The 26423-nt window shown below is 39.9% G+C and carries 27 protein-coding genes and 1 pseudogene; 20 read left to right on the top strand and 8 right to left on the bottom strand.

The annotated features are described in order from the left end of the window. Nucleotides 1-123: 123 nt before the first annotated feature. The 5 genes from V7K79_RS17330 (at nt 124) to V7K79_RS17310 (ending at nt 2210) form a co-directional block, all read left to right on the top strand. Complete coding sequence (locus V7K79_RS17330; RefSeq protein ID WP_335049240.1) at nt 124-288, top strand: hypothetical protein; 165 nt, start codon at nt 124-126, stop codon at nt 286-288. A gap of 56 nt (nt 289-344) precedes the next feature. Next, nucleotides 345-653 (top strand): helix-turn-helix transcriptional regulator, encoded by a 309-nt coding sequence (locus V7K79_RS17325; RefSeq protein ID WP_335049239.1) that lies wholly within the window; start codon nt 345-347, stop codon nt 651-653. After that, nucleotides 640-1548 carry a reverse transcriptase family protein gene (locus tag V7K79_RS17320; protein WP_335049238.1) on the top strand — a complete coding sequence of 303 codons (909 nt, stop codon included), beginning with the start codon at nt 640-642 and terminating at the stop codon, nt 1546-1548. The genes V7K79_RS17325 and V7K79_RS17320 overlap by 14 nt, the downstream gene beginning before the upstream one ends. A gap of 76 nt (nt 1549-1624) precedes the next feature. Continuing rightward, nucleotides 1625-1876 carry a hypothetical protein gene (locus V7K79_RS17315; protein ID WP_335049237.1) on the top strand — a complete coding sequence of 84 codons (252 nt, stop codon included), beginning with the start codon at nt 1625-1627 and terminating at the stop codon, nt 1874-1876. Then, nucleotides 1842-2210, top strand: coding sequence for a type II toxin-antitoxin system PemK/MazF family toxin (locus V7K79_RS17310; protein ID WP_335049236.1), 369 nt, complete (start codon nt 1842-1844; stop codon nt 2208-2210). The genes V7K79_RS17315 and V7K79_RS17310 overlap by 35 nt, the downstream gene beginning before the upstream one ends. Nucleotides 2211-2620: 410 nt before the next feature. Here V7K79_RS17310 and V7K79_RS17300 read toward each other — a convergent pair whose 3' ends face one another. Continuing rightward, nucleotides 2621-3316 (bottom strand): DUF305 domain-containing protein, encoded by a 696-nt coding sequence (locus V7K79_RS17300; protein ID WP_335049235.1) that lies wholly within the window; start codon nt 3314-3316, stop codon nt 2621-2623. A 220-nt stretch (nt 3317-3536) separates the two neighbouring features. Here V7K79_RS17300 and V7K79_RS17295 point away from each other — a divergent pair, with 220 nt between their 5' ends. Both V7K79_RS17295 and V7K79_RS17290 read left to right on the top strand, forming a co-directional pair. Further along, nucleotides 3537-3692: a biliverdin-producing heme oxygenase gene (locus tag V7K79_RS17295; protein ID WP_335049234.1), complete on the top strand. Its 156-nt coding sequence runs from the start codon at nt 3537-3539 to the stop codon at nt 3690-3692. A gap of 226 nt (nt 3693-3918) precedes the next feature. Next, nucleotides 3919-4776, top strand: coding sequence for a sulfurtransferase (locus tag V7K79_RS17290; protein ID WP_335049233.1), 858 nt, complete (start codon nt 3919-3921; stop codon nt 4774-4776). A gap of 41 nt (nt 4777-4817) precedes the next feature. Here V7K79_RS17290 and V7K79_RS17285 read toward each other — a convergent pair whose 3' ends face one another. Further along, nucleotides 4818-5009, bottom strand: a complete 192-nt coding sequence (locus V7K79_RS17285; RefSeq protein WP_292860261.1) for a hypothetical protein — start codon at nt 5007-5009, stop codon at nt 4818-4820. A 334-nt stretch (nt 5010-5343) separates the two neighbouring features. Here V7K79_RS17285 and V7K79_RS17280 point away from each other — a divergent pair. Then, nucleotides 5344-5561: pseudogene (locus V7K79_RS17280) on the top strand (hypothetical protein); the annotation flags it as partial. Between the two features lie 112 nt (nt 5562-5673). On the opposite strand, the gene hpf reads toward V7K79_RS17280, so the two are convergent. Then, a complete protein-coding gene (gene hpf, locus V7K79_RS17275) occupies nt 5674-6321 on the bottom strand; it encodes a ribosome hibernation-promoting factor, HPF/YfiA family (RefSeq protein ID WP_335049232.1) in 648 nt (215 codons plus the stop codon). A gap of 548 nt (nt 6322-6869) precedes the next feature. On the opposite strand from hpf, the gene lipB reads away from it, so the two are divergent. Together lipB and V7K79_RS17265 are read left to right on the top strand one after the other, a co-directional pair. Beyond that, nucleotides 6870-7556 carry a lipoyl(octanoyl) transferase LipB gene (lipB, locus tag V7K79_RS17270; RefSeq protein ID WP_335049231.1) on the top strand — a complete coding sequence of 229 codons (687 nt, stop codon included), beginning with the start codon at nt 6870-6872 and terminating at the stop codon, nt 7554-7556. Nucleotides 7557-7821: 265 nt separating this feature from the next. Next, nucleotides 7822-8022, top strand: coding sequence for a hypothetical protein (locus V7K79_RS17265; protein ID WP_335049230.1), 201 nt, complete (start codon nt 7822-7824; stop codon nt 8020-8022). Between the two features lie 32 nt (nt 8023-8054). Here V7K79_RS17265 and V7K79_RS17260 read toward each other — a convergent pair whose 3' ends face one another. Then, the gene (locus tag V7K79_RS17260; RefSeq protein ID WP_335049229.1) at nt 8055-8816 is read right to left on the bottom strand and encodes an amino acid ABC transporter ATP-binding protein; all 762 of its coding nucleotides are present in this window, start codon (nt 8814-8816) and stop codon (nt 8055-8057) included. A gap of 87 nt (nt 8817-8903) precedes the next feature. Between V7K79_RS17260 and V7K79_RS17255 the strand changes: the two genes are divergently transcribed. The 4 genes from V7K79_RS17255 to V7K79_RS17240 all read left to right on the top strand — a co-directional run bounded on the left by V7K79_RS17255 (nt 8904) and on the right by V7K79_RS17240 (nt 12008). After that, the gene (locus V7K79_RS17255) at nt 8904-10421 is read left to right on the top strand and encodes an ABC transporter permease subunit (RefSeq protein ID WP_335049228.1); all 1518 of its coding nucleotides are present in this window, start codon (nt 8904-8906) and stop codon (nt 10419-10421) included. Between the two features lie 159 nt (nt 10422-10580). After that, a complete protein-coding gene (locus V7K79_RS17250; RefSeq protein ID WP_335049227.1) occupies nt 10581-10997 on the top strand; it encodes a XisH family protein in 417 nt (138 codons plus the stop codon). Continuing rightward, a complete protein-coding gene (locus tag V7K79_RS17245; RefSeq protein WP_335049226.1) occupies nt 10985-11320 on the top strand; it encodes a XisI protein in 336 nt (111 codons plus the stop codon). The genes V7K79_RS17250 and V7K79_RS17245 overlap by 13 nt, the downstream gene beginning before the upstream one ends. Before the next feature lie 52 nt (nt 11321-11372). Further along, a complete protein-coding gene (locus V7K79_RS17240) occupies nt 11373-12008 on the top strand; it encodes a restriction endonuclease subunit R (RefSeq protein WP_335049225.1) in 636 nt (211 codons plus the stop codon). 163 nt (nt 12009-12171) lie between these two features. Here the strand turns inward: V7K79_RS17240 and V7K79_RS17235 are convergent, their stop codons facing one another. The 3 genes from V7K79_RS17235 to V7K79_RS17225 all read right to left on the bottom strand — a co-directional run bounded on the left by V7K79_RS17235 (nt 12172) and on the right by V7K79_RS17225 (nt 13897). Continuing rightward, a complete protein-coding gene (locus V7K79_RS17235) occupies nt 12172-12312 on the bottom strand; it encodes a hypothetical protein (protein WP_335049224.1) in 141 nt (46 codons plus the stop codon). 193 nt (nt 12313-12505) lie between these two features. After that, nucleotides 12506-13549 (bottom strand): glycerate kinase, encoded by a 1044-nt coding sequence (locus V7K79_RS17230; protein WP_335049223.1) that lies wholly within the window; start codon nt 13547-13549, stop codon nt 12506-12508. 15 nt (nt 13550-13564) lie between these two features. Further along, complete coding sequence (locus V7K79_RS17225) at nt 13565-13897, bottom strand: DUF565 domain-containing protein (protein WP_335049222.1); 333 nt, start codon at nt 13895-13897, stop codon at nt 13565-13567. 408 nt (nt 13898-14305) lie between these two features. Between V7K79_RS17225 and V7K79_RS17220 the strand changes: the two genes are divergently transcribed. Together V7K79_RS17220 and V7K79_RS17215 are read left to right on the top strand one after the other, a co-directional pair. After that, the gene (locus V7K79_RS17220; RefSeq protein ID WP_335049221.1) at nt 14306-14944 is read left to right on the top strand and encodes a hypothetical protein; all 639 of its coding nucleotides are present in this window, start codon (nt 14306-14308) and stop codon (nt 14942-14944) included. A gap of 198 nt (nt 14945-15142) precedes the next feature. Further along, a complete protein-coding gene (locus V7K79_RS17215; RefSeq protein WP_335049220.1) occupies nt 15143-17056 on the top strand; it encodes an ArnT family glycosyltransferase in 1914 nt (637 codons plus the stop codon). Between the two features lie 59 nt (nt 17057-17115). Here the strand turns inward: V7K79_RS17215 and V7K79_RS17210 are convergent, their stop codons facing one another. After that, nucleotides 17116-20352, bottom strand: a complete 3237-nt coding sequence (locus V7K79_RS17210; RefSeq protein WP_335049293.1) for a hybrid sensor histidine kinase/response regulator — start codon at nt 20350-20352, stop codon at nt 17116-17118. 655 nt (nt 20353-21007) lie between these two features. Here V7K79_RS17210 and V7K79_RS17205 point away from each other — a divergent pair. The 4 genes from V7K79_RS17205 to V7K79_RS17190 all read left to right on the top strand — a co-directional run bounded on the left by V7K79_RS17205 (nt 21008) and on the right by V7K79_RS17190 (nt 26044). Further along, on the top strand, nt 21008-21589 hold the full coding sequence (locus tag V7K79_RS17205) for a KaiA family protein (protein WP_335049219.1): 582 nt from the start codon (nt 21008-21010) through the stop codon (nt 21587-21589). A 133-nt stretch (nt 21590-21722) separates the two neighbouring features. Further along, nucleotides 21723-22037 carry a circadian clock protein KaiB gene (kaiB, locus tag V7K79_RS17200; RefSeq protein ID WP_335049218.1) on the top strand — a complete coding sequence of 105 codons (315 nt, stop codon included), beginning with the start codon at nt 21723-21725 and terminating at the stop codon, nt 22035-22037. Nucleotides 22038-22113: 76 nt separating this feature from the next. Beyond that, nucleotides 22114-23676 (top strand): circadian clock protein KaiC, encoded by a 1563-nt coding sequence (gene kaiC, locus V7K79_RS17195; RefSeq protein ID WP_335049217.1) that lies wholly within the window; start codon nt 22114-22116, stop codon nt 23674-23676. Between the two features lie 103 nt (nt 23677-23779). After that, nucleotides 23780-26044 (top strand): TolC family protein, encoded by a 2265-nt coding sequence (locus tag V7K79_RS17190; RefSeq protein ID WP_335049216.1) that lies wholly within the window; start codon nt 23780-23782, stop codon nt 26042-26044. Nucleotides 26045-26423: the final 379 nt, after the last annotated feature.

Genomic DNA, 26423 nt, shown 5'->3' with positions numbered 1-26423 from the left:
TTATTTAGCTGTGGCAATTATAGGGGAGGATTAAAACTGCCGTTCTCCGGGTTTGTTTGTGGCAACACTTATTCACGTCACTGTGAGTAAGTGCAAACACCCTATTACAAGGAGATGTCTCCGATGGAGAACCCAGAATCTGACAAACGGCAGAAGCAGTCTAAAAAGCGTAAACATAAGCAGTGGCTAAAATGGCTCCGCAAACCTCAAACGCTCCGTCTGCTATTTCAACTCGGTCCAGTCATCTTCAAGTTATTGAAATGGCTGATTGAGCTTTTGCAGAACTAGACTGCTAAATCTTCTATAGAACCCCTTAAAAAACCTCTAGCCAAAGGAGGTTAGACATGCTAAGTGAAGCTCTAAGACTAATAAGAGTATTCCATGACCTAACACAGAAAGAGCTTGCAGAGAAACTAGGTATATCCAAGTCATATATCTCGGAAATTGAGTCAGGAAAAAAAACTCCAACACTTGAGTTGCTGAACCGATACTCAGAGTTTTTTGATATACCAGTATCCTCAATCATGTTTTTTTCGGAAAGCTTAAATAAGGATATTAAAACAGAGAAGTTAAGGACATTCGTGTCCTCTAAGATTCTTGCCATCCTTAAGTTCATTGCTGAAAGGTCTGGTCATTCTTATGCAAAAGAGTAAATATGCAAGATACGAATTAGACCAGTCGCCTTTTTACTGCTTGAAATCTAAAGCAAAACTTGCAAAGCTCTTGCATGTTAGTCAAATTAAGCTTAAATTGCTTAGTAATACAGAGCATTTGTATGTAGAGTGGGACATCTTCTCTCCAGAGAGGCGAAAAAGCCGTCGTTTTGAAAAGCCAAGACAAGACCTAAAACGTGTACAAACGCGGATTGAAGAGCTTCTGAAGCGAATTAAGGTTCCAAACTACATACATGCTCCTGCAAAAGGGCGTTCCTATATCAGTAATGCTAAAGCTCATGTTAATGCTACAGAAGTAAGGAGCCTTGACATTGAAAAATATTTTCCTTGTACACCAGCCAAGCGTATTAACTGGTTCTTCCGTAAACAGATGAAATGCTCTTCAGATGTCGCTGACATTTTAACCAAGCTCTCAACTTTCAAAAATCATCTGCCAACTGGAAGCCCATCAAGTCCTATACTTTCCTACTTTGCACATATAGATATGTGGGAAGCAATCAACGAAATTGTTGATTTGGCAAATTGTACTTTGACTGTCTACATAGATGATGTCACAATCTCAGGTGATCATGTTCCAGATGAGTTGATTTTGCAGGTCAAAAAGCAATTTCATCGTTACGGATTACGTAGTAATAAGAAAAAGGAAAAGCATTATATTGGTAAAAAGTCGTACGAAGTTACTGGAATTATTGCTACAAAGGAAGGTGAGTTAAAAATTCCTAACCGACAGCATTTAAAGATGTATCGATGTCGTCAATTGCTTAAATTAGGTATTAAATATGAAAGAGGAAAAGATATCTTAAAAAGGTTAAAAGGTTTAGAAGCACAAAAGCAACAAATCATAAAAGCAAATAACGATTCTATAGAAACATAACTAAATATTTTTAATCAGAAGGAAATTGTTGTTATAAGCCGCACTATTTGACTATTCACAAGGAGCGAGGTTAAAAATGTTGGCTAGTGTTGAAGGAACATATCGTAATGGTCGAGTGGAATTCACTGAACAACCCACTGATATAGATGAAGGAACGCGAGTAATTGTGACTTTTATGAGGTCGAATGAGATTGACCTAGCTTCTCAGGGAATTAACAAAGCGCAGGCTGAAATTTTGCGTTCGCATCTAGCAACCTTTGTAGAGGATTGGGATAGCCCGGAAATGAGTATTTATGACAACTATGACGCAGCCAAAACAAACCTTTAAGCGAGGTGATGTTGTTCTGATACTATTTCCAAATTCTAACCTAACTACTGCCAAAACACGACCTGCTCTGATTGTGCAAGCAGATAATTTGCAGACAGGTTTACCCCAAGTTATCGTTGCTATGATTACTAGCCAGATGTTTCGAGCAGGACATCCTAGCCGTGTCACTATACTGCTAAGTTCTCCAGAAGGACAACAATCAGGGCTGTTAACAGATTCAGTAGTGATGACTGATAATTTGGCAACAATTACACTCTTCGCAATTTATCAAGTAATTGGGTCACTAACAACAGCAAATATTGACCAAGCATTGAAAGATACACTTGGATTGTAGTGAGAAATAATGCAGCATAACCACTGATTTTCTAAATAATCTTATCCCTCATTACCATCTAAAACCCAGTCAAATACATACTTTTCCAGATTCAAGGTACGCTTAATTGCTGAACCAAAATCCGGCTCATCTTTGACTAGCAGTATTCTCATATAATTTATCCGCAAACAATTAAGGTGATTTCTCAAAATAATTTTACCGATTAAGAGGGCGAACAGCCGTTCTCCCTAACGCTGGAATTATGTTATATGGTAATTTTATTCTGGAAATCACCTAATTTGTATTAGAACTTACGCAAAATATCTCTCAACCTCTCATTTCTCTGTGTCACGTCAGTTACTACAAGTCAGGGAACCCGCCCAATACACTGTCTTCTCTGTTACTTGTCAAACCATATTACGAATTACAAATTATTTGTTGTACCAGGCTTTTCGCCACTGTTGCATTTGTTTAATCTCTACATCTTGGGCTTTAACAATTTCTTGGGCTAATTTCTTGATTTCAGGGCGCTTAGACTTAGTTGAGGCATCTTTTGCCATTGTTACAGCCCCTTCGTGGTGAGGAATCATCGCATTGATAAAGCGCAAATCAAATTCAGCATCGGCTGCACCTAAGTCTTGACTCATCATCATAGTTTGCATTTGGTCAGACGACATTTCCATCGTATGACCCATTTGACTGTTATAAGCTATTGGTTTATCTCCCGCCTTGGGATACCAAGCTTGTCGCCACTGCTTCATCTGAGTAATTTCTTGGTTTTGCGATTTGATAATATTGTCTGCTAGTTTTTTGATTTCAGGACGTTTTGATTTCACCTGCGCAACATTCGCCATTTCCACAGCCCCTTGATGGTGCGGTATCATAGCGTCGATAAATCGTAAATCAAAATTAGCATCGGCTGGGCCTAAATCCATTCCCATGCTGTGATTCATCATGCCACCACCGTGATTCATCATCTGCTTGTCACTTGCATTAGTGGCGGTTTCCTGTGGCGCTTGGCTTTGATTCTGGGAAGCAGTACTACAGCCTGTAATTAACCCACCGCCTGAAGCGATCGCACTAAAAGTTAACGCCAAAAAGCCATTCCTTAAAAATAGCAGTTGCATAAATCTTACCTAACAGTTTTCTAATTTTAACGATCTAATGATCTAATGAAATTAGGATCAAATCTAAAAATTCCCAACAACTTTTACGAAGTAAAGGATCTTGTTTCTCATTTCTATGTTGTCACCAATACTTACATCGGTATCATCTATCTACACAATACCTAAATTTTATATAAATAATTGTAATTATTGATACACTAAATATTACTCTGTCACTGAAATGATGCACTTTCCTGAACTGCATCGCCAGAAAAATTTTGAGAAAGATTTAGCTTTCTATTACGATGAAAACTGGCGATCGCAGATTGAGAGATTCTTCGCCTGGCCGCTTCATTATATCTCTGTATTTTTGCATCTTCTGCAAATGCCAATATAGTTCAGTTAGTGTCAAAAACCTTAAACTAATTGAGGTAGATGGAAGTGTTGTTAATCAACTTTAGCGAAAGTAATTTATTTAAAATTATAAATTTTTACTTAAAATAACACAGCCATAAAAGTTATTTTATAACATTTAACGTTTATTTTTCTGTAACTTGCATTTCAAAAAGCAAATCTCCCAAAGGTGATAATGCCTAATAGTACAATAACAGAAGCATGAAAGCGTGAATAAAAAACTCCTCATTTCTCCTCAAGAAGTCACGTTACTGTTAGCAGAAAACTCATCAAGAACTGTAATTATCGATACGCGAAGTCAAGAAGATTATGCTATTTCTCATATTTCTGAATCCATAAATATTAGAGATTTTTTTACCTATCTTTTAGAAAATTCCTCTCCAGCAGGATTAAAGAAATTGCAAGAGTATTTTGCAGAAATCATGAGCAGGGTAGGAATATCTGGTACAGAACAATTAATTGTTTATGAAGATGCTTTAAATAAAGGTTATGGTCAATCTTGTCGAGCAGCTTTTTTACTAAAATATTTGGGTTGCGCTCAGGTATCTATTTTACACGGAGGATATAGAGCATGGCTCAAGGCAGGATTACTTACTACTGATAAAGTACCGCAGCGTGAAAGCAGCATATTTAGATTGCATCCCAACGCTGACATGATGGTGACTACCACCGAGATGTTGCAAGCAATTGACAATCCAGCAATTATTAAATTAGATGTGCGCGATCGCAACGAATGGCTTGGGTTGAGTTCTTCTCCTTACCATCCTGATTTTTGTCCTCGCAAAGGTAGAATCCCTAATGCAGTATGGTTAGAATGGCATCATCTAATGAATTCTGAATCGGAAATTCCCATGTTCCGATCGCCGGATGAAATCCGAGAAATTTGTCAGTCAGTAGGTATTACTTCTGAGTCTCTTGTATATATTTACTGCTTTAAAGGTTCAAGGGCTGCGAATACATTAATAGCTCTTGAAGAGGCGGGAATTTCTGCTAAAAATTATTTTGGCTCTTGGAATGAATGGTCTCGTGATTTTGCGCTACCAATTGATAGCAGATTCATGCAATGAGCGGATAAAGCAATACGCTTGGATTAAGAATAATAGTAGATTCAAACATCAACATTTATCTGTTCTATCTGTCTAGCAGCTTTATCCCATAGCTTTGCTGAAGTCTCATCTTGCCAATGAGTTCTTAGATTTTCCGCTTTTTTATGACATATTCGCTCTAACATTTCCAATATTGCAGATAATGTCAATTGATTAATTAATGATTCTAAAATTTCCATATATTCTTTTTGCATGATAATTACCTCCTTAATGTCATCTGACTATATGTTGTTGACAAAACCCACTTATTCTTAAAAATGCAATGGGCTATATTTTACTGGAGGCGATCGCAATTGATTACAGTAATCAGTTGCGTAGTGATGATGGCATTGCAGCTATCAAAAGTGAAATCTATTGCTGTCCACTAACTTTCCCTCAACTTGCTGAAGCGTTGGCAAATATAGCAGGAGGCAGAGGGCAGGAGGCAGGAGGCAGGAGGCAGGAGGTAAAACTATTGCTAACTTTAGCATTCATCCCATCCTTATGTCCTAACTTGTGTGACTACGGCTATACTAGCCGCACAAGCCCTCTGTATCCCCCGATAAACCTATTTTGCGCGGTACAACACAAAACTCTGATGTTTACTTCCAAGCTAGAGAAACTGTCAATCTTTTACTCTCTGGCTTGCTTGTGCAGACATCACCCAGAAAGTTATGGATGAATTTGCTGTGATTACTGGGCGACAATATCAACTATTTGAATACCACGGCGATTTAGCAGCCGAACTGCGAATTTTCACATTACTTCAACGTTCGCGTATTAGCTAATTTCTGGAGACAGAGGTAATGGGGATTGGAAAAAGCAGAGGTGGAGAGGGGAAAGACTTACTGCAACTTCTCCCCTGCTCCTCTCATCTCCCTATTTACTCGAATGCGACTTTTCCGGCATGACTATATTAGTGTGGCTTGCCTTGCCATTTTTGCCGTTAGTATGTCCATTACCATTGCGGGGATGGATAACACCATAACCGCCGTGGTTACGTTCGTAAATTACATTAATCTCTCCAGTTTCAGAATTGTGGAACATAAAAAAGTCGTGTCCCACGAGTTGCAGTTGTTCTAGGGCTTCTGCAACGGTCATCGGCGGCATGGAAAAATATTTGGTACGGACGACTTCGTTAGGTAATTCGGCGGTGCGATCGCCAATTAAATCTGTTACTATCGACTCTGGAATAACTACTTCTGTTGGTTGAGGATGAGTTTTGTGGTCTTGACGCCGTTCTTTATATTTTCGCAGTTGACGGGCAATTTTATCTGCAACTAAGTCAATGCTGGCATATAGACTTTCGCTGCTTTCCTCGGCCCGAATCACGCTACCATTAGCATAAATAGTTACTTCAGCCGCTTGTCTTGGATTAATTCGGGGATTCCGAGCGACACTAAGATGCACATCCACTTCATTTGTAATGCTTTGAAAGTGACTAACTGCTTTTTCAATTTTTTGATGTACATATTCACGAATCGCATCGGTGATTTCAATATTTTTGCCGTGGATGACAAGCTTCATGTAATACTCTCCCACTGAATATTTTGGATGTGTGAATTTGCTTTGTATGAAAAGAAATTGCGGTAAGGTTTATTACTCCCGCCAAAACAAATTGTGAACTATATTGTATCTACTGCTGTTAAGCTGTCTCTCAGCTTACTGCATCTGAGGAGTTGTCAAGTATACCCTTGATTTACCTCCTCATCTCTGCGCTGATGTCTAATTGTATATCCAATTAGCACTCAAGAGTTGAGGAAATCTAATTGTAGCTCCTATGACTACCTTTTCTTTTAAAGGAATGCTTACAGAACTGTTGATATTTGCTCCTTCTGTGTTCGATTAGTCATCAGCCAGCACATTCAACATTTTCCTTATTGTCTTGGCATAATGCTTATTGCAGAGAATTCCTCCTAAAACCTATTGAGGTTATCTATTCAAGCTAGCACTTTGTATTTTCTAATGCATCTTCCCTTGACTTTCCTTTAAAATCCTTTGCAAAGCTTGACAATTGTTGATTCTAGTCCTGTAACTTGAAATATATTTAGTTCTTTATACGGTTGAATTTTGGCATGATCCATAGTAATAATGAACCACATAAAAACAATTGTTTGCTATATAACCAAGGATTAATGCCTTACTTGGAAGCTCATGGATGGCAGCGATCGCTTTTGACTGAGCGCATCCACGACCCCAGTCTAGATGACGTATTAATTTTGCTAGAACATCCACCTGTCTACACTCTGGGACAAGGAAGCAACTTAGACTTTCTCAAATTTGAGATTGACAAAGGTGAATACGATGTGCATCGAGTTGAACGAGGCGGCGAAGTTACTTACCATTGTCCCGGCCAACTGGTGGGGTATCCAATTTTAAATCTGCAACGTTATCGTAAAGACCTCCATTGGTACTTACGGCAAATCGAAGAAGTAATAATTCGCGTATTGGCAATTTATGGATTGCAAGGAGAAAGAATTCCGGCTTTTACTGGCGTTTGGTTGCAAGGGCGAAAAGTTGCAGCTATTGGTATTAAAGTCAGCCGTTGGATAACTATGCACGGCTTTGCGTTAAATGTTTGTCCAGACATGACAGGCTTTGAGCGCATTGTACCCTGCGGCATTTCTGACAAACCTGTAGGGAGTTTAGCCGAATGGATTCCAAGTATCACTTGCCAAGAAGTGCGTTTTAACGTAGCACAATCTTTTGCGGAAGTCTTTGGCGTGGAATTAGTAGAATCTCAGCCTCAAAGATTTTTCTAGCTTGAGTAAATTTAGCTTGTAATACGTAATAAATACTATAGCAGTCCTATTTAAATTGTGAGACACTTATGAGAGTAGTCCATATTTAATAGTATCAAAATAACTATTAATGCAACTTTAAAAAATAATGCGATCGATATAAACCCGAAAAGCCAGATGAAATCAGACTTTGTGAATTGTTATAACTGCGGTTGTCAAAGCTATAATCTGATTATTTTTAAATTTTTATACTAACTTTTTACGGCTGTCAAGCACAACTTTGCGCGTGAATTACTTAAATGATCTCCAGGTATATGCCCCATCGATAACATCTCTCAGAGAACGTGATTGGACAGCTTTGACAGAACTATTTGATAGAGACGACGGTGATGAAATCGAAGCTGATATCCATAGTAGTTTATTTTGGCTAATACCTGAACCTTGTTGGGAAGATGATCCCTTTGATTTCTTACGCGAGTACCTTTAAGTAGTGCTGAGTGACGAGTTTAAAGAAAATCTTTAATTACGAATTATTTGAAGGCGACTTAGGAAAATACGTAGGCGATCGCTTTGAGGATTGGTCAGCACTTCATAGGCTGGACCTTGTTCTGTTACAATACCTTTGTCTAAAAATATCACTTGATGGGCTACTTCCCGTGCAAATTGCATTTCATGGGTGACAACTACCATTGTCATGCCTTCTGTGGCTAATTGTTGCATCACTTGCAGAACTTCGCCAACGAGTTCGGGATCTAGGGCGCTGGTGGGTTCATCAAATAGCATGATTTGGGGATTCATACATAAACTACGAGCGATCGCTACTCGTTGCTTTTCTCCGCCAGAAAGTTGTTCGGGATAAGCAGAGGCTTTGTCAGATAAACCGACTTTTTCTAAATATAATCTCGCTAGTTGGGCGCTTTCTTTTGGTGTTTTAGCCAAGACTTTACGCGGTGCGAGTGTCATATTTTCTAAGACGCTGAGATGGGGAAACAGGTTGAATTGCTGAAAAACCATGCCTACTTGTGTTCGTAGTTGCCGCAGTTGGCTATAGTTGACAGTGGGTCGGGATAAGTTAATTCCGTTGATGATTAAACGTCCTTTGTCAATGGTTTCTAGGCGGTTGAAGCAACGTAGTAAGGTACTTTTACCACAGCCGGAGGAACCGATAACTGCAACGACTTCCCCCCGGTTGATTTCGCCGGTAATTCCTTTAAGAACTTTTAGGGAACCAAAGTTTTTTTCGATATTGTCAAAAATAATCGCAGGGATGGTATTGTTCATTACTTATGTCAAGCTGCTCTAGAGTTGATTGTAAGGTTTTTAACGAACCGCAGAGGCGCAGAGAGCGCAGAGAGGGAAAAAAATAATATGGTTAAATTTGGTTTTGGGCGTTGGCTGTATTTATGTGTCTTCGTAGGTTTTAGCTGTCTATTACTGATTAGCTGTGCTGTGAACTCTAGCGCCGGGAAAACTTTGCGGGTTGCGACAGAACCGGCGTTTCCACCTTTTGAGTTTCAAGGAAAAGGTGGCGAGTTGCAGGGTTTTTCCATTGATTTGATGAATGCGATCGCTTCTTCTGCTAACTTTAAAGTGAATTTTCAAAGTCTGCCTTTTGATGGCATTATCCCCGCTTTGCAAGCCAAAACGGTAGATGCGGCCATTAGTTCGATCACAATTACTCAAGAGAGGGCAAAGACGATTTCTTTTTCCCGTCCTTATTTTAAGGCTGGGTTAGCGATCGCCATTCGTGCAGACAATCAAGATATCACTGGTTTTGACAGTCTCAAAAATAAAAAAATTGCTGTACAAATTGGTACAACTGGGGCTGCAAAGGCTAAAAGTATTCCTGGGGTACAAATTCGCAGCTTTGATTCAGCACCTTTGGCTTTGCAAGAATTACTCAATAGTAATGTGGATGCGGTAATTAATGATGCACCTGTTACTTTATATGCTATTAATACAGGTAATCTTCAGGGAATTAAAATAGTACAGCAATTGCTGACTGAGGAATTTTACGGCATTGCTACGGCTAAAAAATCGCCTAATTTGGCATTAATAAATAATGGTTTTGAGAGAGTGTTGAAGAATGGCACTTATTCCCAAATTTATCAAAAATGGTTTAAAGCTGAACCACCATCACTACTAGCTAAATCACCATTTGAGAATCAAACTAACGCTGGTGCGCCTAAAATCTTAACTTCAATTGGCATAATTTTGCAGGCTTTCCCAAGTCTATTACAGGGTGCATTGATAACGTTGAAATTGACGATACTTTCTGTAGTGTTTGGTTTAATTGGCGGTTCCTTAATTGGTATTGTTCGCCTTTCGTATATTGCACCTGTGCGTTGGTTGGCGAGGGCGTATGTAGATTTTTTTCGGGGAACACCTTTGCTGGTGCAAATTTTTATGATTTATTTTGGTTTGCCAGCAATTTTACAAGAATTTGGTTTGACATTTTCTTTTGATCGTCTTAGTGCTGGGGTAATTGCCTTAAGTTTGAATAGCGCTGCATACATTGCCGAAGTTGTTCGTGCTGGAATTCAATCAATTGAACCAGGACAAGCAGAAGCAGCAAAATCATTAGGTTTGAGTTCTGTGCAAACTATGAGTTTTGTCATTTTTCCTCAAGCTTTCCGGCGGATGATTCCACCTTTGGGTAATGAGTTTATCAGTTTGTTGAAAGATACTAGCTTAGTTTCTGTGATTGGGTTTGAAGAATTACTACGTAAAGGACAGTTAATTGTTGCTGATAACTATCGCGCTTTTGAGATTTACGCGGGTGTAGCAGTGGTTTATTTATGTCTGACGCTACTTTCTTCTCAAGCGTTTAGTCGCTTAGAAATGTGGATGAATCCAGTTAAAGGACAGAGAAAATACGACACCTAATAATTCAGTAAGGTCTGTTATGCGTAGGCTAACACACCTTAACAGATGAGATGAAGTTGGTGCATTATTTTGTTAACTAATTTGGCATCTCAAGTTCCACGACTTGAGAAGGTAGGTAATATATAGATAGAATGCTCAACAGAGCAAGCAAATTATATTATGTCAGCAAAAGATAAATTTCACAACATTGTAAAATTAGGCTTACAAAAAGATAGCTGGACTATTACAGATGATCCTTTACGTATAGAGTGGGGTTTAGTTGAGTTATATATTGATTTAGGAGCAGAAAAGATTATTGCAGCTGAGAGAGAAGGGCAAAAAATAGCTGTAGAAGTTAAAAGTTTTCTTGGACAATCAACTATTTCCGAATTTCACACTGCACTTGGACAATTTATTAACTATCGGTTTGCACTTTCCCAAGAACAACCAGAACGCATTTTATATTTAGCAGTTCCTTCAGATACCTACGAAACTTTTTTTAAGCTGCCATTTCCTCAGATGATAATTCAACAAAATAAATTATATTTGCTAATTTATGATATCGAAAATGAGGTGATTGTCAGATGGCTAACTTAGAGAAATATAGAAAGCACATTAAGCAGCTATTAATAGTATATAGTCAATATGAAAAATCAGATAGTCAAGTGGAAGCACAGACTATCTTTGATATCGAACATGACCACTATCAATTAGTATATGTGGGTTGGAAAAACAAGCGACGTGTATATGGTTGTGTATTACATTTAGATATTAAAAATGAGAAAATTTGGATTCAACATAATGGGACAGAAGCTAACATTGGTGATGAATTAGTCGCTTTAGGTGTTCCTAAACAAGATATTGTCTTAGGATTTCACTCACCTTATAAAAGACAGTTTACAGATTTCGCTGTGGGTTAATATCTGGTTTACTGACAATTTAATTTTTTTCGTTTGAATCAAGCAAAAATATATGACAATTCTCAACGCTAGTAATTTATCTTTAGAAGAAGTTAATCGTCTGTTTGGCTTTCAAAGACAGTACAGTGACTCATTTTCTAACTACTTATCTCTGGAACCTCTCACGGAAGCAGAACAGCAAGAACTTCTGCAAATTAGAAATGACTTTGATAGATACCTTACAATAGGTAAAGTTTCTGAAGGTCAGGTAAAGTTTCTTGCAGTTGCCCCTTTATTAAGATTAGCTGGTTTTTATCGCTATCCTATCGAGATTGTTTTGGAGGAGAATATTGCTGATATTGAAGTTGAAGATGAAGATATCAAAATTAAAGGCAGATTTGATATTTTAGCTATTAGTAAAGTTAAACAGACAAAACCTCAAATATATTTTTGGGTATTGTTAATTGAATCTAAAAATAGTCAGATTGATATATCAACAGGTTTGCCTCAGCTACTCACATACTCTTCTAAAAATTTAGATAATCAAAAATCAGTTTGGGGATTAATAACTAATGGTAGAAGTTATCAGTTTGTCTATATTGAACAAGGAAATCCCCCGATTTATTATCTGTTACCAGAATTAAACTTAATGGAAAGAGAGCGCTCAAGTCAGTTGCTACAAGTTTTAAAAGCAATTTGTCAGCTTTAAAAGCAATTATTAAGGCAACATACAAGCGAAGGCAACAATTTATGACTCAAGCCATACCCAAACTAGTAGTCTGCCAACCCAAAGATGTGCTTTTTCGGGCTGGGGAAAGGGTAAAGGGAAAAGGGTAAGGGATTTAAAACCTTTCCCCCTTCCCCCTTACCCTTTACCCCGCCAAGTCACGAAAGCGAACTACTAGTAAGCTTTGAAGATTTTGCAGCTTGGCGGCTCGAAAATGGAAGATACTAATTATATGATGGTGTGATTGTTGAAATGCCCCAACCAACCGATGATCATATCGGATCATTTTGCCTACTTTTCCAGAATTGAATTTAACCGCAGAACAGATTTTTTAAGCTGGAGGTTTCCCCAGTAGTTAAAACTATCTAGAAAGCTTTTTACAACTTGTTTAATTACGAATTACGAATTAGTATGAGACTACCTTGGAATGAATGGGAAGCAAGTAACCAAGAAATAGAATTTGCTTGAGAACTAACGCCCTAAGTGCGATCGCAATACACTTGACCAAAGCTATGATCGGGATTAATCTCAATCACTAAATCAACCGATGTCGCATTTCTTACCAACGGCGTGATAAATAATTCCGGGTGCAGCGATCGCCAAAAATAATTGACAAATTGCTCTATTTCTGTATTACTCATTCCCGACTTCCCCGCAGCAATCATCTGCTGTTCTGCTTGTTTGCGCCACTCCAAAGAACAGCGATAATCGGTGGGATAAAGCACAATTAAGCTGTCCAATCGCTCCCACAGTGGTAAATAATCATAAAGGCGAACATTCATATCACGGGCAAATGCTCTATCTTCATCTGTGATAATTGGTGATGGCGCAGTATCAAATACATCTGGTTCGATTGGTCGCACACCCACAAACCAGCCTTCAAATAGTACAATATCTACATCCGTCACCATTTCGGAAGTAGTGCGATCGCCAGCACCTCCAAAAGTTGATTTATCAAAGCGGGGAAGCATCACTGGGCTTTGCAACTGGCGAATTTGGTCTAGTACATTTAAGCCTAAGTTTACGTCGTGAGTTCCTGGTGGGCCGCGCCAAATTAAGCGGGGATCTTGCTGTGTCAAAAGCAAGCGATCGCTGTAAGTTTTATATAAGTCATCCAAAGATAAACTCACAGTTCTGTATCCCAAATGGTCGAGAATCAAAATCAGAACCTTTGACATTGTGGTTTTACCAGTGCCTTGTCCTCCTAATATTCCTTGAATCAAAGGGCGTCCCAACTGTTGGCGCTGCGATGCTAATTTGATCCCCAGAGGCAGCCACAAGTCCCACAATACTTGTAACATTTCCTGGGGTTGTACTTGGAGAGTAGCTTGACAGAATTCCCTAAAAGCTGGAAAGACAGATTTTAGTAAATGCGATCGCCTTTCGATCGTTTCATCAACATTTTCTGGTGTGATGCCAAAAGTTTTTGCCTTTAAGCGATCTGCCAGCGCAGCAACTCTAGCTTCCTGCTTCCAATTTTCCCCCACCTCATTGGTTGCCAAAACACTCAGCCACAAATTCATAAATTCTCCATCTGACTACGATCCCAGCTTAAAAGCTTCGAGAAACAGGCTGTAGATGAAACCAACTTTGAGGAGATTTAGTGAGTCTACCAAGAGCGATCGCCTTTCCAAAAAGCTGCGACTATAAAATATTCTGCTAGTAATTTCTGTCAACAGTACCAAAAAACCAGCTACCACAATATCGAATACACCTTCTTGTCCTGCTGTAGTAGAAACTGCGTTTCCCAGAAAAAAACCTAACAACAAACTAATTATCAGCAACGATAGTCGTCGCCAAGGATTTAAAAACCATTGCCCAAAGCCTGTAGCAATGGCATCGAACAAGTTATTGAGACGAGTGTTTTGCATTAAAGGGACTTTTGGGAAAAGTCAAGATATCTTGAAATATATCTATACTAGGGTAAAGAGGATATTGGTTTTAGTATCGGCTTGTTTGTTAATATTAGAGATATCTACTGGAATTCCAGTATTTATTCAAATTTAACTATTCTATCATCTTCTTCAGAAGTACAGTTTTTTAGAAGGTGTTTGGAAACTATAAATATTTAGTTCGATCCCCACGTTCCAGCCTTAAAAAATGGGAAAATGATTCAAAATTCCCCTTTTTAAAGGAATTAGTCCGTTATACGGATTTGCTGACTTGTATTCATGTATGGAAGTAAGCTACTCGTAGCGTCTCCCAAGATTACTTTTTGGGATAATAGGCTACTATTTGGTCAAGCCTAGACAAAATATTTATTTCTAATAACTATCAATATGAAATCCTCAGTGTATCGTAACGTCGGTATTACAGCTTTATGCTTGGGACTGCTTGTTGCTCTGATGGGATGTTTTGGAGTGAGTGTATCTTTGGAGTCCACCAATCCAGATACAAACCCAGATACATCTTCACAACTGCCAACAGAAACTCAAGAGTGGCAGACAACCTCGGTTGTACCTGAAAAAAGTATTTCTGCTAATCTATCTACTCCAGCACCTACCCCAACCAATCAAGTAGAACATAGCAGCAAAGAGAATACTTATCCTGTCTTGGCGGAGCGTGATAAATCAGCAAGCATTGCCAAAGATCAAGGGACTTTGCGAATGAGCAATCAAACAAATCAGCCTGTGCGGCTGGTTTTACTCGCACGACAATCAGTAGCAAAAGGATCTAGTAAAAAACAAACTCACTACGATGTACCGGCACATTGGGATTTTGCTCCCGAAGAAGGTAGTGAGAAGGGACTGGTTCTATCCCTACCTCAGAATAATTTAAAGCTAGAGAAGGGAGATGTTTTGGTTGCTTTTGCACAAGATGGTTCCCGTCGTTACTGGGGCCCTTATATTATTGGCGAAACTCAATTACCTAAGTGGAATTCCCAAAACAGAGAATGGCAACTTGTGCTGAGTCAATAAACATTGCATTAAGTACGCAAGCAAATGTTGTCGGTGGGCGTTGTTTAGCGTTTGCTCAAAGCTTTATTTTTACATTCTTACCCGACAGTTGGTAAGCGTTAAGTAATGGATAGAGGAAAATCGTTGAATTCAAAACTTTCAAGAACAAAAGATAGATAACTAACGACTATTGATTAGTGATTGTTGGCTATTGACTAAATGAGAATGAAATTGAGTGTTAAGCACACTGTTGATCGGTGGTTCAACAAAATAGCAAAAAATCCAGCCCTGAGTGTAACTGTGTCGATTTTGTGGTTGATGGTAGTTGCCTGGGTGGCTTTTGGGTGGAATTTGGGTAACACTGGCTTGATTGATGAGACAGAGCCGCTCTTTGCCGAAGCTTCCCGCCAGATGTTCGTCACAGGTGATTGGATTACCCCATTTTTCAATGGTGACACTCGTTTCGATAAACCTGCTTTAATTTACTGGTGTCAGGCGATCGCATATCACATAATTGGCGTGAATGAGTGGGCAGTACGCCTTCCTTCTGCGATCGCAGCATTCGGCTTAGTTTGTTTAGCTTTCTACACCATCCAGTGGTATTTGGCTAAACAAGACGAATTAGAACAAGTTTCACGTCCGACTCGCCGCTACTTAATATCTTTTACAGCAGCAGCGCTCATGGCACTTAATCCCGAAACTATTATTTGGGCGAGAACGGGTGTCTCTGATATGCTGCTTACCGGATGCATGGCATCGGCTTTGTTATGTTTCTTTCTAGGGTATGCAGGGAAGGGAGGGACTGGGGACTGGGGACTGGGATCTGGAGAAAAACTTTCCCAATCCCCAATCTCTAATCCCCAATCCCTATTCCCTAATAAGTGGTACTTAGCTTTTTATGTGCTGATTGCTGGTGCAATTTTGACCAAAGGTCCAGTGGGAATTGTTTTGCCGGGGCTAATTGTTGCTGCTTTTTTGCTTTACGTGGGTAAAGTGCGAGAGGTGTTGCGAGAAATGCACCTTATCGTAGGTATACTGATAATTCTCGCTTTGTCAGTGCCCTGGTATGCTTTAGTAATTTGGCGCAATGGCTGGAATTACATTAACTCCTTTTTTGGTTATCACAACCTAGAACGCTTTACAGAAGTAGTTAATGGTCACTCAGCACCTTGGTATTTTTACTTTATAGTTGTGCTACTGGGTTTTGCACCATATTCAGTGTATTTACCAGCTTCTATAATCAGACTAAGGTTTTGGCAGCGATCGCATTGGCGATCCCTTGAACGTTTTCAGCAATTTGGTTTATTTGCCTGGTTCTGGTTTGCTAGCGTTTTTGTCTTTTTTAGCATTGCCGTTACTAAACTCCCTAGCTATGTATTGCCTTTAATGCCAGCAGCAGCAATCCTGGTAGCCCTGTTGTGGAGCGACCTTTTTTCAGATGCAAAGACACAGCAAACAATTCCTGTTTCCCCCTCTTCTACTTTGTCCATCTCTACGTCTTTGCTGCGAATGAGTGGTTGGATGAATGTAGTATTTTTATCAGTTCTGGCAACAGCACTGCTCAATATAACCCACATATTGGGTACCGATCCAGCGATCAGTAACTTCCACGAACTAATTCAACAATCTGGTTTACCAGTAATCGCGGGTATAATTTGGCTAGTTTGTGCTGTTTTGGTTGCGGGTTTATTATTGAGTCGCCGATGGAACTACATTATCAGTATTAATTTAATCGGGCTTGTAGCGTTTATAATTTTTGTTTTAACGCCTGCTTCGTTCTTTATCGATCGAGAACGTCAATTACCTTTAAGGGAGTTGTCTGCGGTCATTTTAGAAGCAAAACAACCAAACGAAGAATTGATCATGCTTGGCTTCAAAAAACCTAGTGTAGTATTTTACAGCCACATCCACGTAAATTATTTAAAATTTCCCAGAGAGGCTGTAGAGCATATTAAAAACCAGGCTACTAAAGGACTAAAACCTTCCTCAGTACTGCTGTTGGCTGAACAGAAAAAGTTTTTACAAATGGACTTACAGCCAGATGACTATAAGAATTTATCAACCAAAGGTGCTTATAACTTGGTTCGAGTTCCTTTTAAGAAAATGAAAAATCAAAAAATAGACATATCATAAATTGTCATTAGTCATTTGTCCTTTGAGAATAACTAATGACCAATGACTTAATTACTTCATTAACATTTGTCATTGTAACCATTGACAGCTAAAGCTTGATTTATCTGGTTTAAGAGGTCTTCCATTGATATTGAACGCGGTAATATTTGGGTAGCGATCGCATTAACAACAGTTTCTATCGATTCCAAACCATTCTTCTTCTGCTGGTTAATTTCTTGAGCAGCTACTCCATCTGGTAAACTGGTTTCTGAGCGATTAAATCGCTGATTTAATACCAAAATTGGTGGCAACTTAAAAGGCGAATCTCCTAATTTTTTCAGTGCTTTGAGTACATCTTTGTGGATAGAAGTTTCTCCTAAACAAATTAGCAGTAAGTCAACGCTTTCGTGGCGAATTTGTTGCAACACTTCTGCCCAACAAGGACTCATCGCCGCTTTGAAGCCTGCTGTTTGGAGGTATTGAATTAAAGCTTGAAACCACTCAGATCCCCGTTCAGCAGTTTCACTACTAATTGAGCAATTTTTTTCTGTGCGATAACCCTTAGCTGGCTTACGTCTTACCTGGGGTAAATCCCGTAGCATTGTTAAATCCACTACTAAGATATTAGGAGGGCAGCAAATACCAGAAGCAATTTCTAGTACTGATAGTAAAGCATCTGTTTTCTCGGTGCGACTGCTGGTATCTTTAGCAAATGGTGTTAAGTAAGGAAATACCGATAGCTCTGGTATTTTAGAAGCAATTAAGGTAGTTGCAACATCGCAAGTAACCAGTGGTATAGCCGCTAAACGCGGATGTCTAATTAATTGTTGCAAATAAATTTGGGCGGTGGTACTTTCAACATCTAGCAAAATCACATCAAACTGCCATACCCGCGCCAAAAGTTCTGCCTGATCTAGGTCATCTACTTCAATCACTCGATGTTCTCGAAGTGAGGTGTGAGGATTGACCGATTCTAATTGGGGATTTATCAACCTGAGAATTCGCAGTGGGGTTTTAGTTGGGGTAATTGCACCCTTGTCTGACCCTTGCGGCAAAACTGCTTGTGCAGTACATAATTTTTCTAGAACTGGTGCTAAGACCTGATGTTCTACTGGCAAGCTCAAAAAACCATCCGCTCGGTTAGCAAATGCTTGCTCCTTTTCGGCTGCCGTCGCTGTCACAATTACAGATATATGACGAGTTGCGGTGTCAGATTTTAGTAAAGTCAGTACATCCCAGCCTGATAGCAGGGGTAGCAACGGATTTAAAAATATCGCTATTGGTTGCAAGCGCCGCGCTTTTTCGACTGCTTCCGTCCCTGATCGCGCAATCACTACCCGATATCCTAAACTTTTGAGTTGTTCGGTCAAGTCTTCAATATATCGGGCTACTGCCTCGACTACTAAAACTAACCGTTGCGAACTAGCAGGATGATGCTGTGTGGGCGTACTAGGATGCTGACGAGTGGCGGCGAGATTTTCCCGTGTCGGTTGGTATTGTGTCTTCTCGTCTTCTCTAATTCCCATATCTGGTTCCGAAAAGTTTGTTTTCGGAGGACTGGGCGGCAGAAGCAGTGTAAAATGGCTACCTTTACCTTCACGCGATAAGAAGCTGACATCTCCTCCGTGGAGGCGAGCCAAGGCGCGAGTTAATACTAGCCCTAAACCAGTACCTTCAAATTGGCGGGTGAGGGGATTTTCTAGTTGTTGGAATTTTTGAAAGATTAAGTGTTGCTGGTGTTCAGGAATGCCAATACCTGTATCCCAAACTGTAAAGGCAATCCATCCTTCCCAACGACTTACCCGCAGCCCAATTTCGCCAGATATTTCGGTGAATTTAAAGGCGTTGGAAAGTAGGTGTACTAGCATCTGGCGTAAGCGCAATTCGTCTGCCACCATCTGATCTAAACCTAGTTCAATGGAAAGACAGAATTGGGGAGCAGATGAACGAGCATTTACAGGTGGCGGGGTAGATGTTGCTTTGGTGGTTTGAGTGTGGATAGCTTTGGCTTCCGATAGGGCGCGATCGCACACAGTACTGATTTTCACCTGAGTCAGTGTCAAATCCATTTGTCCCGTTTCCATCCGGGTCAAATCTAAAATGTCATTTACTACACTCATCAGGTGGCGTCCGCTTTGATGAATCAGTCCCGCATAACGGGCTTGACGCTCGTTAAGTTCTCCCAACTGCTGATCCACTAACAAGCGCGATAATCCCAAAACGGCAGTTAGGGGAGTTTTGAGTTCATGACTAATACAAGCTAAAAACTCGTCTTTTAACCGATTTAGTTGAATTAAATCGGCATTCTTTGCTGCTAGTTCTTTACAAAGTTGCTGCTGTTCAGTGACATCAGTAGCTAAAATCAACCACAAATCAGTACTGAGTGCAATCTCCTCTTCAGCACTGATAACTTTAAACTCAGGACTATCTAGGGGAATTTTGGCAAACTGCCAAATTTGCTCTTGACCATTTTGCACTTCGACAACGCAGGTACAAGTACCCACTTGACTATCCAAATGGCATCGGCTGTATACAGCATCTCCTGATACTTCTTGCCCAATCAGTTCTTCTTCACCACCATACTCATTTTCCCTACCATTGGGATGAACCTTGATTGCTGGTTGCGTGACATATTCTGCTATTTCGGAGCGTTTTGGAACAAGTATTGCTTCTACCTGTTGCCTAACTCCTTCTGGATCTTTTAAAGTTCCTAATTGCTGCCACCAGGCAGGATTTCGCGCTACCACCTCGCCAGTACCCGTTTGCAACATTAAAGGCCAAGGCAGTCTTTCTAACAAGTGTACCAGTGGCTGGTGTCCTAACGACTTGGGTTCATTTAGCGCACCATCATACTCATGACGATGCTCACTAGACCTTTGTAAGCCAGCCATACGTTCTTGAGCTAGCGATCGCAACAGGCGCGAACTATCCAATAGCCCCAAATATCGACCATCCAAGTCAATCAGTGCCCAATCTAAATTTTGGGATTTTTCGACTTGTGAATCGTACCAGCGCAAGCTTAATTGCTCTACACGCTCATAAGCTGATATTGTCTGTATTGGCTCAATTAGACCTTGACCCCAGGTAGAAAGCGATTGCTGTAAATTTAGATTTTTATCTTCACTTTGGGCTAATAATTTTGGGATTAAACGGGCAGAATACAGCAATCCGATAGGGCATTGCTGTTGATTTACTACTACCAAGCGATCGCACTGCTCTTGCTCAAAAATCTCCAACACCACTGCCAGAGAACTTGTTTGGGGGCAGCTTGGTACGGTTGCCTGAAAGTCATAAAGCGGGTAATCTAGCATTAACATAGGGATTTGGGGGTCATTCTTCCTGTGGAACCCTCCGGCATTTCCATCTGCCAGTTGATGGTCTTTTCGCCTGAAGTCATATCCTTTAAGAAGACTCATATAAGCAACTCTGGTTATTTCAACGCCATTAAAACAACGGGATTTTCTCTAACGGACACAGGAATTGCGAACGTGTGCATTTTCCAACGACGTTTTTAATTTCTAGTAACTAGCCAGCCTCCTCAGCGTCTTACTGGTATTTAAACTCCTCATCGATAGCGACGGCTAAAACAATTATGACCCCAAAGATTCGCTTTAGAACCTTGAGGAATTATAATGATTTGGAATGCGATAATCCTTTAAGTTCGTTTAAGTATCTTATCAAGGAGCAAAATCAACAAATCTATCTATTTATATACATAGATATGTAAATCATGAGTTAATCATTGTGTCTTGCTATGCCGACGAATACCTGATCATCAAAGATTTACTAAGTTCTACCAGTTGGTTGCTCCACAACAGGGCTAAGTGCGTAGCACTATCTGCTCATATAGAGCGTTATTTGAGGTGAAATTACCAGTTTACTTCACACTCACTATTCCCCTACAAACCTTAACCAAACTTATCAGCCTGCATTTCTTGGTCAGAGCGATCAACGAGATATATTCAAGAATAGATGTTATTACTGATATTGATTCTGCCATTTAATGTTAACAAATGCTTAAATAATCCAGTTGACTTAGCCAACTTAAAAGGTTTAAGTACGTGGGTAGGGAAATTGATAGACGCAATTATTACTCGATTTGGCTACCTACCTGTTGCTGCAACCACATCTGCAAAAATCAACTATTTACCAAATTGGTCGCAACTAAATCCAAGTTGGGCATACACTAGCAAATACGTTTATGTATTTGCCAGTCAGATGCAAAAAATTCAAAAGCATTTTCAGGGGATGACTCCAGAAGAAAGACAAGGATTATTAAGACAGCTTAAATCAGATTATAGCTTGATTCTTATAAATTATTTTACTACAGAGAAAACACTCAAAGATAAAATTGATAAATATATCAATACTATATTTTATGCTAATATTCCTGTGCCTCAAATAATCGAAATTCACATGGAAATAATTGAAGAATTTTCTCACCAGCTAAAATTAGAAGGAAGGAGCAATGAAACGTTACTTGATTACCGTCTAACTTTAATAGATATCCTGGCTCAATTGTGCGAAACATATAGGAGTTCGATTTTTAAATAAATTAAGTTGCTCGCTGTATATTCCACTTGGAATAAGCTGCTGCTAGTTACTCCTAATCAATGCACGATAGCTGTACCAACACCAAGGGCGAATGCATCTTGTTATTTTTATGCTCATGAGAGCTATTAAGTATATGATTAAAGCCAGAAAAACATACGTTTTTAAGCTTTATGTAGCAGGAAATACTCCAAATTCAGTCCGGGCATTAAAAACACTCAAAGATATTTTAGAGCAAGAGTTTAAAGGTATTTATGCTTTAAAAGTGATTGATGTATTGAAAAGTCCGCAACTGGCAGAAGAAGATAAAATATTGGCAACGCCTACATTATCTAAAATTTTGCCTCCACCCGTTTGCAAAATTATTGGGGATCTTTCAGATAGAGAAAGAGTGTTAATTGGATTAGATTTGCTCTATGAAGAGCTGAGTGAAGAAGATTTTGAAGGGTAAAAATTGAATTATAAAATATTGAATACAAACTATAGTAATAAAAAAACAGGTTTTAATACCCTTTTCTTATCAAGCGATGAATGAAAACGAGCAACTAGAACCAAAGCAACCTCCAAAGATTGCGGGTATAGAAAAAATTCGGACAATGATCGAAGGGTTTGACGATATTAGTCATGGTGGTTTACCAACTGATAGAACTACCTTAATCAGTGGCACATCCGGCACAGGCAAAACTTTATTCTCTCTTCAGTTTCTCTATAATGGTATTACTTATTTTGATGAACCAGGAGTATTTGTTACCTTTGAAGAATCACCTAGTGATATTATTAAAAATGCTCATGTTTTTGGTTGGAACTTGCCCCGCTTAATTGAAGAAGGCAAGTTATTTATTCTTGACGCATCTCCCGATCCAGAAGGTCAAGATATCGTGGGAAATTTTGATCTTTCTGCACTCATTGAGCGCTTGCAATATGCCATCCGCAAATACAAAGCTAAACGAGTTTCAATCGACTCAATAACAGCAGTATTTCAGCAGTATGAAGCGATGGGAATAGTGCGACGCGAGATTTTTCGTCTGTTAGCACGTCTCAAGTTATTGAGTGTCACCACTTTAATTACCACTGAACGTAGTGAAGAATATGGGCCTGTTGCCTCTTTTGGAGTAGAAGAATTTGTTTCCGATAATGTAGTAATTGTTCGCAACGCTTTAGAAGGAGAACGCCGCCGTCGCACAATTGAAATTCTCAAGTTGCGCGGTACAACTCACATGAAAGGTGAATATCCCTTCACGATTACTAATGAAGGAGTTAACATCTTTCCACTCGGAGCAATGCGCTTGACTCAACGTTCTTCTAATGTCAGGGTATCTTCTGGTGTCAAAACCTTAGATGAAATGTGCGGTGGTGGTTTCTTTAAAGATTCAATTATTTTGGCAACAGGAGCCACAGGTACTGGCAAAACTCTGTTAGTCAGTAAGTTTATTCAAGATGGCTGCCTGAATGGAGAAAAGGCAATATTATTTGCTTATGAAGAATCACGCGCCCAACTATCTCGTAATGCTTATTCTTGGGGAATTGATTTTGAAGAATTAGAACATCAAGGTTTGCTTAAAATAATCTGTACCTATCCAGAATCAACTGGTTTAGAAGACCACTTACAAATTATTAAATCAGAAATTGCTATTTTCAAACCCACTCGGATTGCTATTGATTCTCTATCAGCACTAGCTAGAGGAGTTACAAATAATGCATTTCGGCAGTTTGTTATTGGTGTAACAGGTTATGCTAAACAAGAAGAAATTACTGGTTTCTTCACCAACACAACCGAGCAATTTTTAGGAGCGCATTCGATTACTGACTCTCATATTTCCACGATTACCGATACAATTCTGATGTTACAGTACGTAGAAATTCGTGGAGAAATGTCGCGGGCGATTAACGTATTTAAAATGCGCGGATCTTGGCATGATAAGGGCATTCGTGAGTATAATATTACTGCTGATGGGCCAGAAATTAAAGATTCTTTCCGAAACTACGAACGGATTATCAGCGGTGCTCCTACTCGCGTTAGTATCGATGAAAAGGCGGAACTTTCTCGCATTGTTAGACGTTTTGAAGACAAACAGAGTTCCGAACCCTAAATTTAGTATCGTAGTATATTCTTTCCTAAGTTTAGTATCGTGCTATATTCTGTGGTGAAGAAAGGTTTTCTGCCGCTAGATTGATTTTCGTGTGAGGGATGCGGTGAAAGGACAGCAATTATTTTATAGCTTCTTACCTGGTGTAACGGCAGCGGTCTTAACAACTCAGCCTGCTTGGGCTGGTACTGCGAAACTAACTGTGGTACAACTGGCGTCTTCTCCTAGCGTTTTGACTTCTTATAGTCAAGGCTTGGTTGTGGACACCATAAATAGGCAACTGCCTAATAGTACAAATGTTAGTGTTCCAACCCTAGTACCTGAAGACGGTTTTACTAAACTTAGTATGAAACCTTTAAGCAATAACAGTATTCCAGTACTTACGACTGAAAATACTGTTGTGCCAATAAAACAACTACTTAAGAAAGATAAAGGTAGATTTTTCAGTTTGACACCTACCTCTAATCCTTCCCAACCTCAAAAGAACCAAAAACAGAGTGATTCAAGCGCTTATGGGCAGAAATTAAAGAAGATAGTAGTTCCCAACTACACTTCAAAACCCCCTTCTGTCCAAAAAGGAATTTTGTCCCTGTCTTCTACACAGCAGCCAGTGGTTCAAAAGATAAATACTGTTACTCAGTTACAAACATTTTTACAAACTTCAGCCACAGGTGCAGGAGCAACAAAACTTTTGTCAGCGCAGAGGTGTCCACAAAAGTTGAGCAAAAGCAAAACTGACTCCTTGGCTGATTCGCTAATAACCTCAAGCACTTGCTTACAACAAAATGCTATTGGTCGCTTGGCTCAGAGTAATAATACCACGATTCCGGCAGATTCGACGCCAACTCTCACTGAACCAACAACCATAACTCCTGCGCCAGGGGGTTCGGTGCAACCTAGTACTTTACCGGGAACTATAACTCCTGCGCCAGGGGGTTCGGTGCAACCTAGTACTTTACCGGGAACTATAACTCCTGCGCCAGGGGGTTCGGTGCAACCTGCTACTGTACCAACAACCGTAACTCCTGTGCCGTCAGGGCGGGTACAAATTCCAGAGAACCTGATTCCTAACTCAAATCCCCTACAATTTCCCACCAAACCGGAGGAAGTGAGACTTCAGGAAAATCAACCAATTACTTTGGCACAGGCTCTAGAGCTAGCACGGCGCAATAATCGGGATTTACAGGTGTCTTTATTAGAGCTAGAACGCAATAAAGCAGCTCTACGTGAGGCGCAAGCTGCTTTATTGCCTACTCTGGGAATTACCACGGATTTGACTCGTAGTCAGTCTGCTAATGGTCAGCTGACGGACAAATTAAGTGGGCCGTTGGCCCCTAAACAAGATCAACCCAGTACAGCTTTTACTGGTCAAGCACAACTTTCATATAACCTTTATACTTCTGGGAGAGTGCAAGCTACCATCAGAGCGGCTGAAGAACAGGTACGTTTCTATGAATTGGCTGTAGAAACTCAGTTTGAGACAATCCGTCTGAATGTTGCCACTGACTACTACAATCTGCAACAAGCGGATGAACAAGTACGCATTAGTCAGTCGGCTGTAGTGAATTCTGAGGCAAGTTTACGTGATGCAGAAGCTTTAGAGCGAGCTGGGGTTGGTACGCGGTTCGATGTGTTGCGATCGCAGGTGAATTTAGCAAATGCCCAACAAGATTTGACTAATGCTAGATCCCAGCAGACAATTTCCCGTCGTCAATTAGCAACTCGGATAAGTTTGCCGCAGGGGATAAATATCAGTGCTGCTGACCCTGTACAATTAGCTGGTCTTTGGAACCCAACCTTAGAACAAAGTATTGTGTTGGCTTATCAAAATCGCCCGGAACTGCAACAGCAGTTAGCACAACGCAATACCAATGAGCAACAGCGTAGGCAGGCCCTTGCCGAGCTAGGTCCTCAAGTTAGTTTGGTTGCGAGCTACAATCTGCTAGACCAGTTCAGTGATAATGTCAGTGCTACTGATGGTTATTCATTCGGAGTTAGAGCAACCCTAAATTTGTTTGATGGAGGAGCAGCAAGAGCAAGAGCAGCTCAGCAGAGAGCTAATATTGCGATCGCAGAAACTCAATTTGCTGAACAGCGTAACCAAATTCGCTTTCAGGTAGAACAAGCCTATTCTACCCAGCAATCTAGTTTGGAGAATGTTCAAACCTCTAATACCGCTTTAGAACAAGCTAGGGAAGCTCTACGTTTAGCGCGTTTGCGATTCCAAGCTGGTGTAGGTACTCAAACTGATGTAATTAACTCTGAAAACGACCTCACAAGAGCTGAAGGTAATCGAGTCACAGCAATATTAAATTACAACCGCGCTTTAGCTCAGTTACAACGCTCTGTTAGCCTCAGAGCATTCCGTTAATGAGCTAAAACTCAACTGAATCAGTATTTTTGACTGCTGTTGTATTTTGTAATGCATTTTGCACCTGCTATTAGAGCATCACAGAGTCCAGTAGCGTTTCTAATAACAAAGCTAGCTAAAAGCCTCATTTATTCAGTGTATTTACTGGACAGATGAGGCTTTTTAGTCCAAAAGACAGTATGTATAGCAGGAGACAGAGGGCAGGAGGCAGGAGGCAGGAGGTAAAACTATTGTTAACTCTCTTCTTTCACCCCATCCTTATGTCCTAACCTATGTGACTACGCCTATAACCCTCTTCTGTCACTTTCCGGAATAAGCAAGTAGTTTAGGAGCTAAATCATCCAGAAGCATAAGAGGGTTTAAATTGATTCATTGCAGC

This window comes from Nostoc sp., assembly GCF_036917575.1.
In the GTDB taxonomy this organism is placed as follows: domain Bacteria; phylum Cyanobacteriota; class Cyanobacteriia; order Cyanobacteriales; family Nostocaceae; genus Nostoc.
This window is presented reverse-complemented; position numbering and strand designations above follow the sequence as displayed.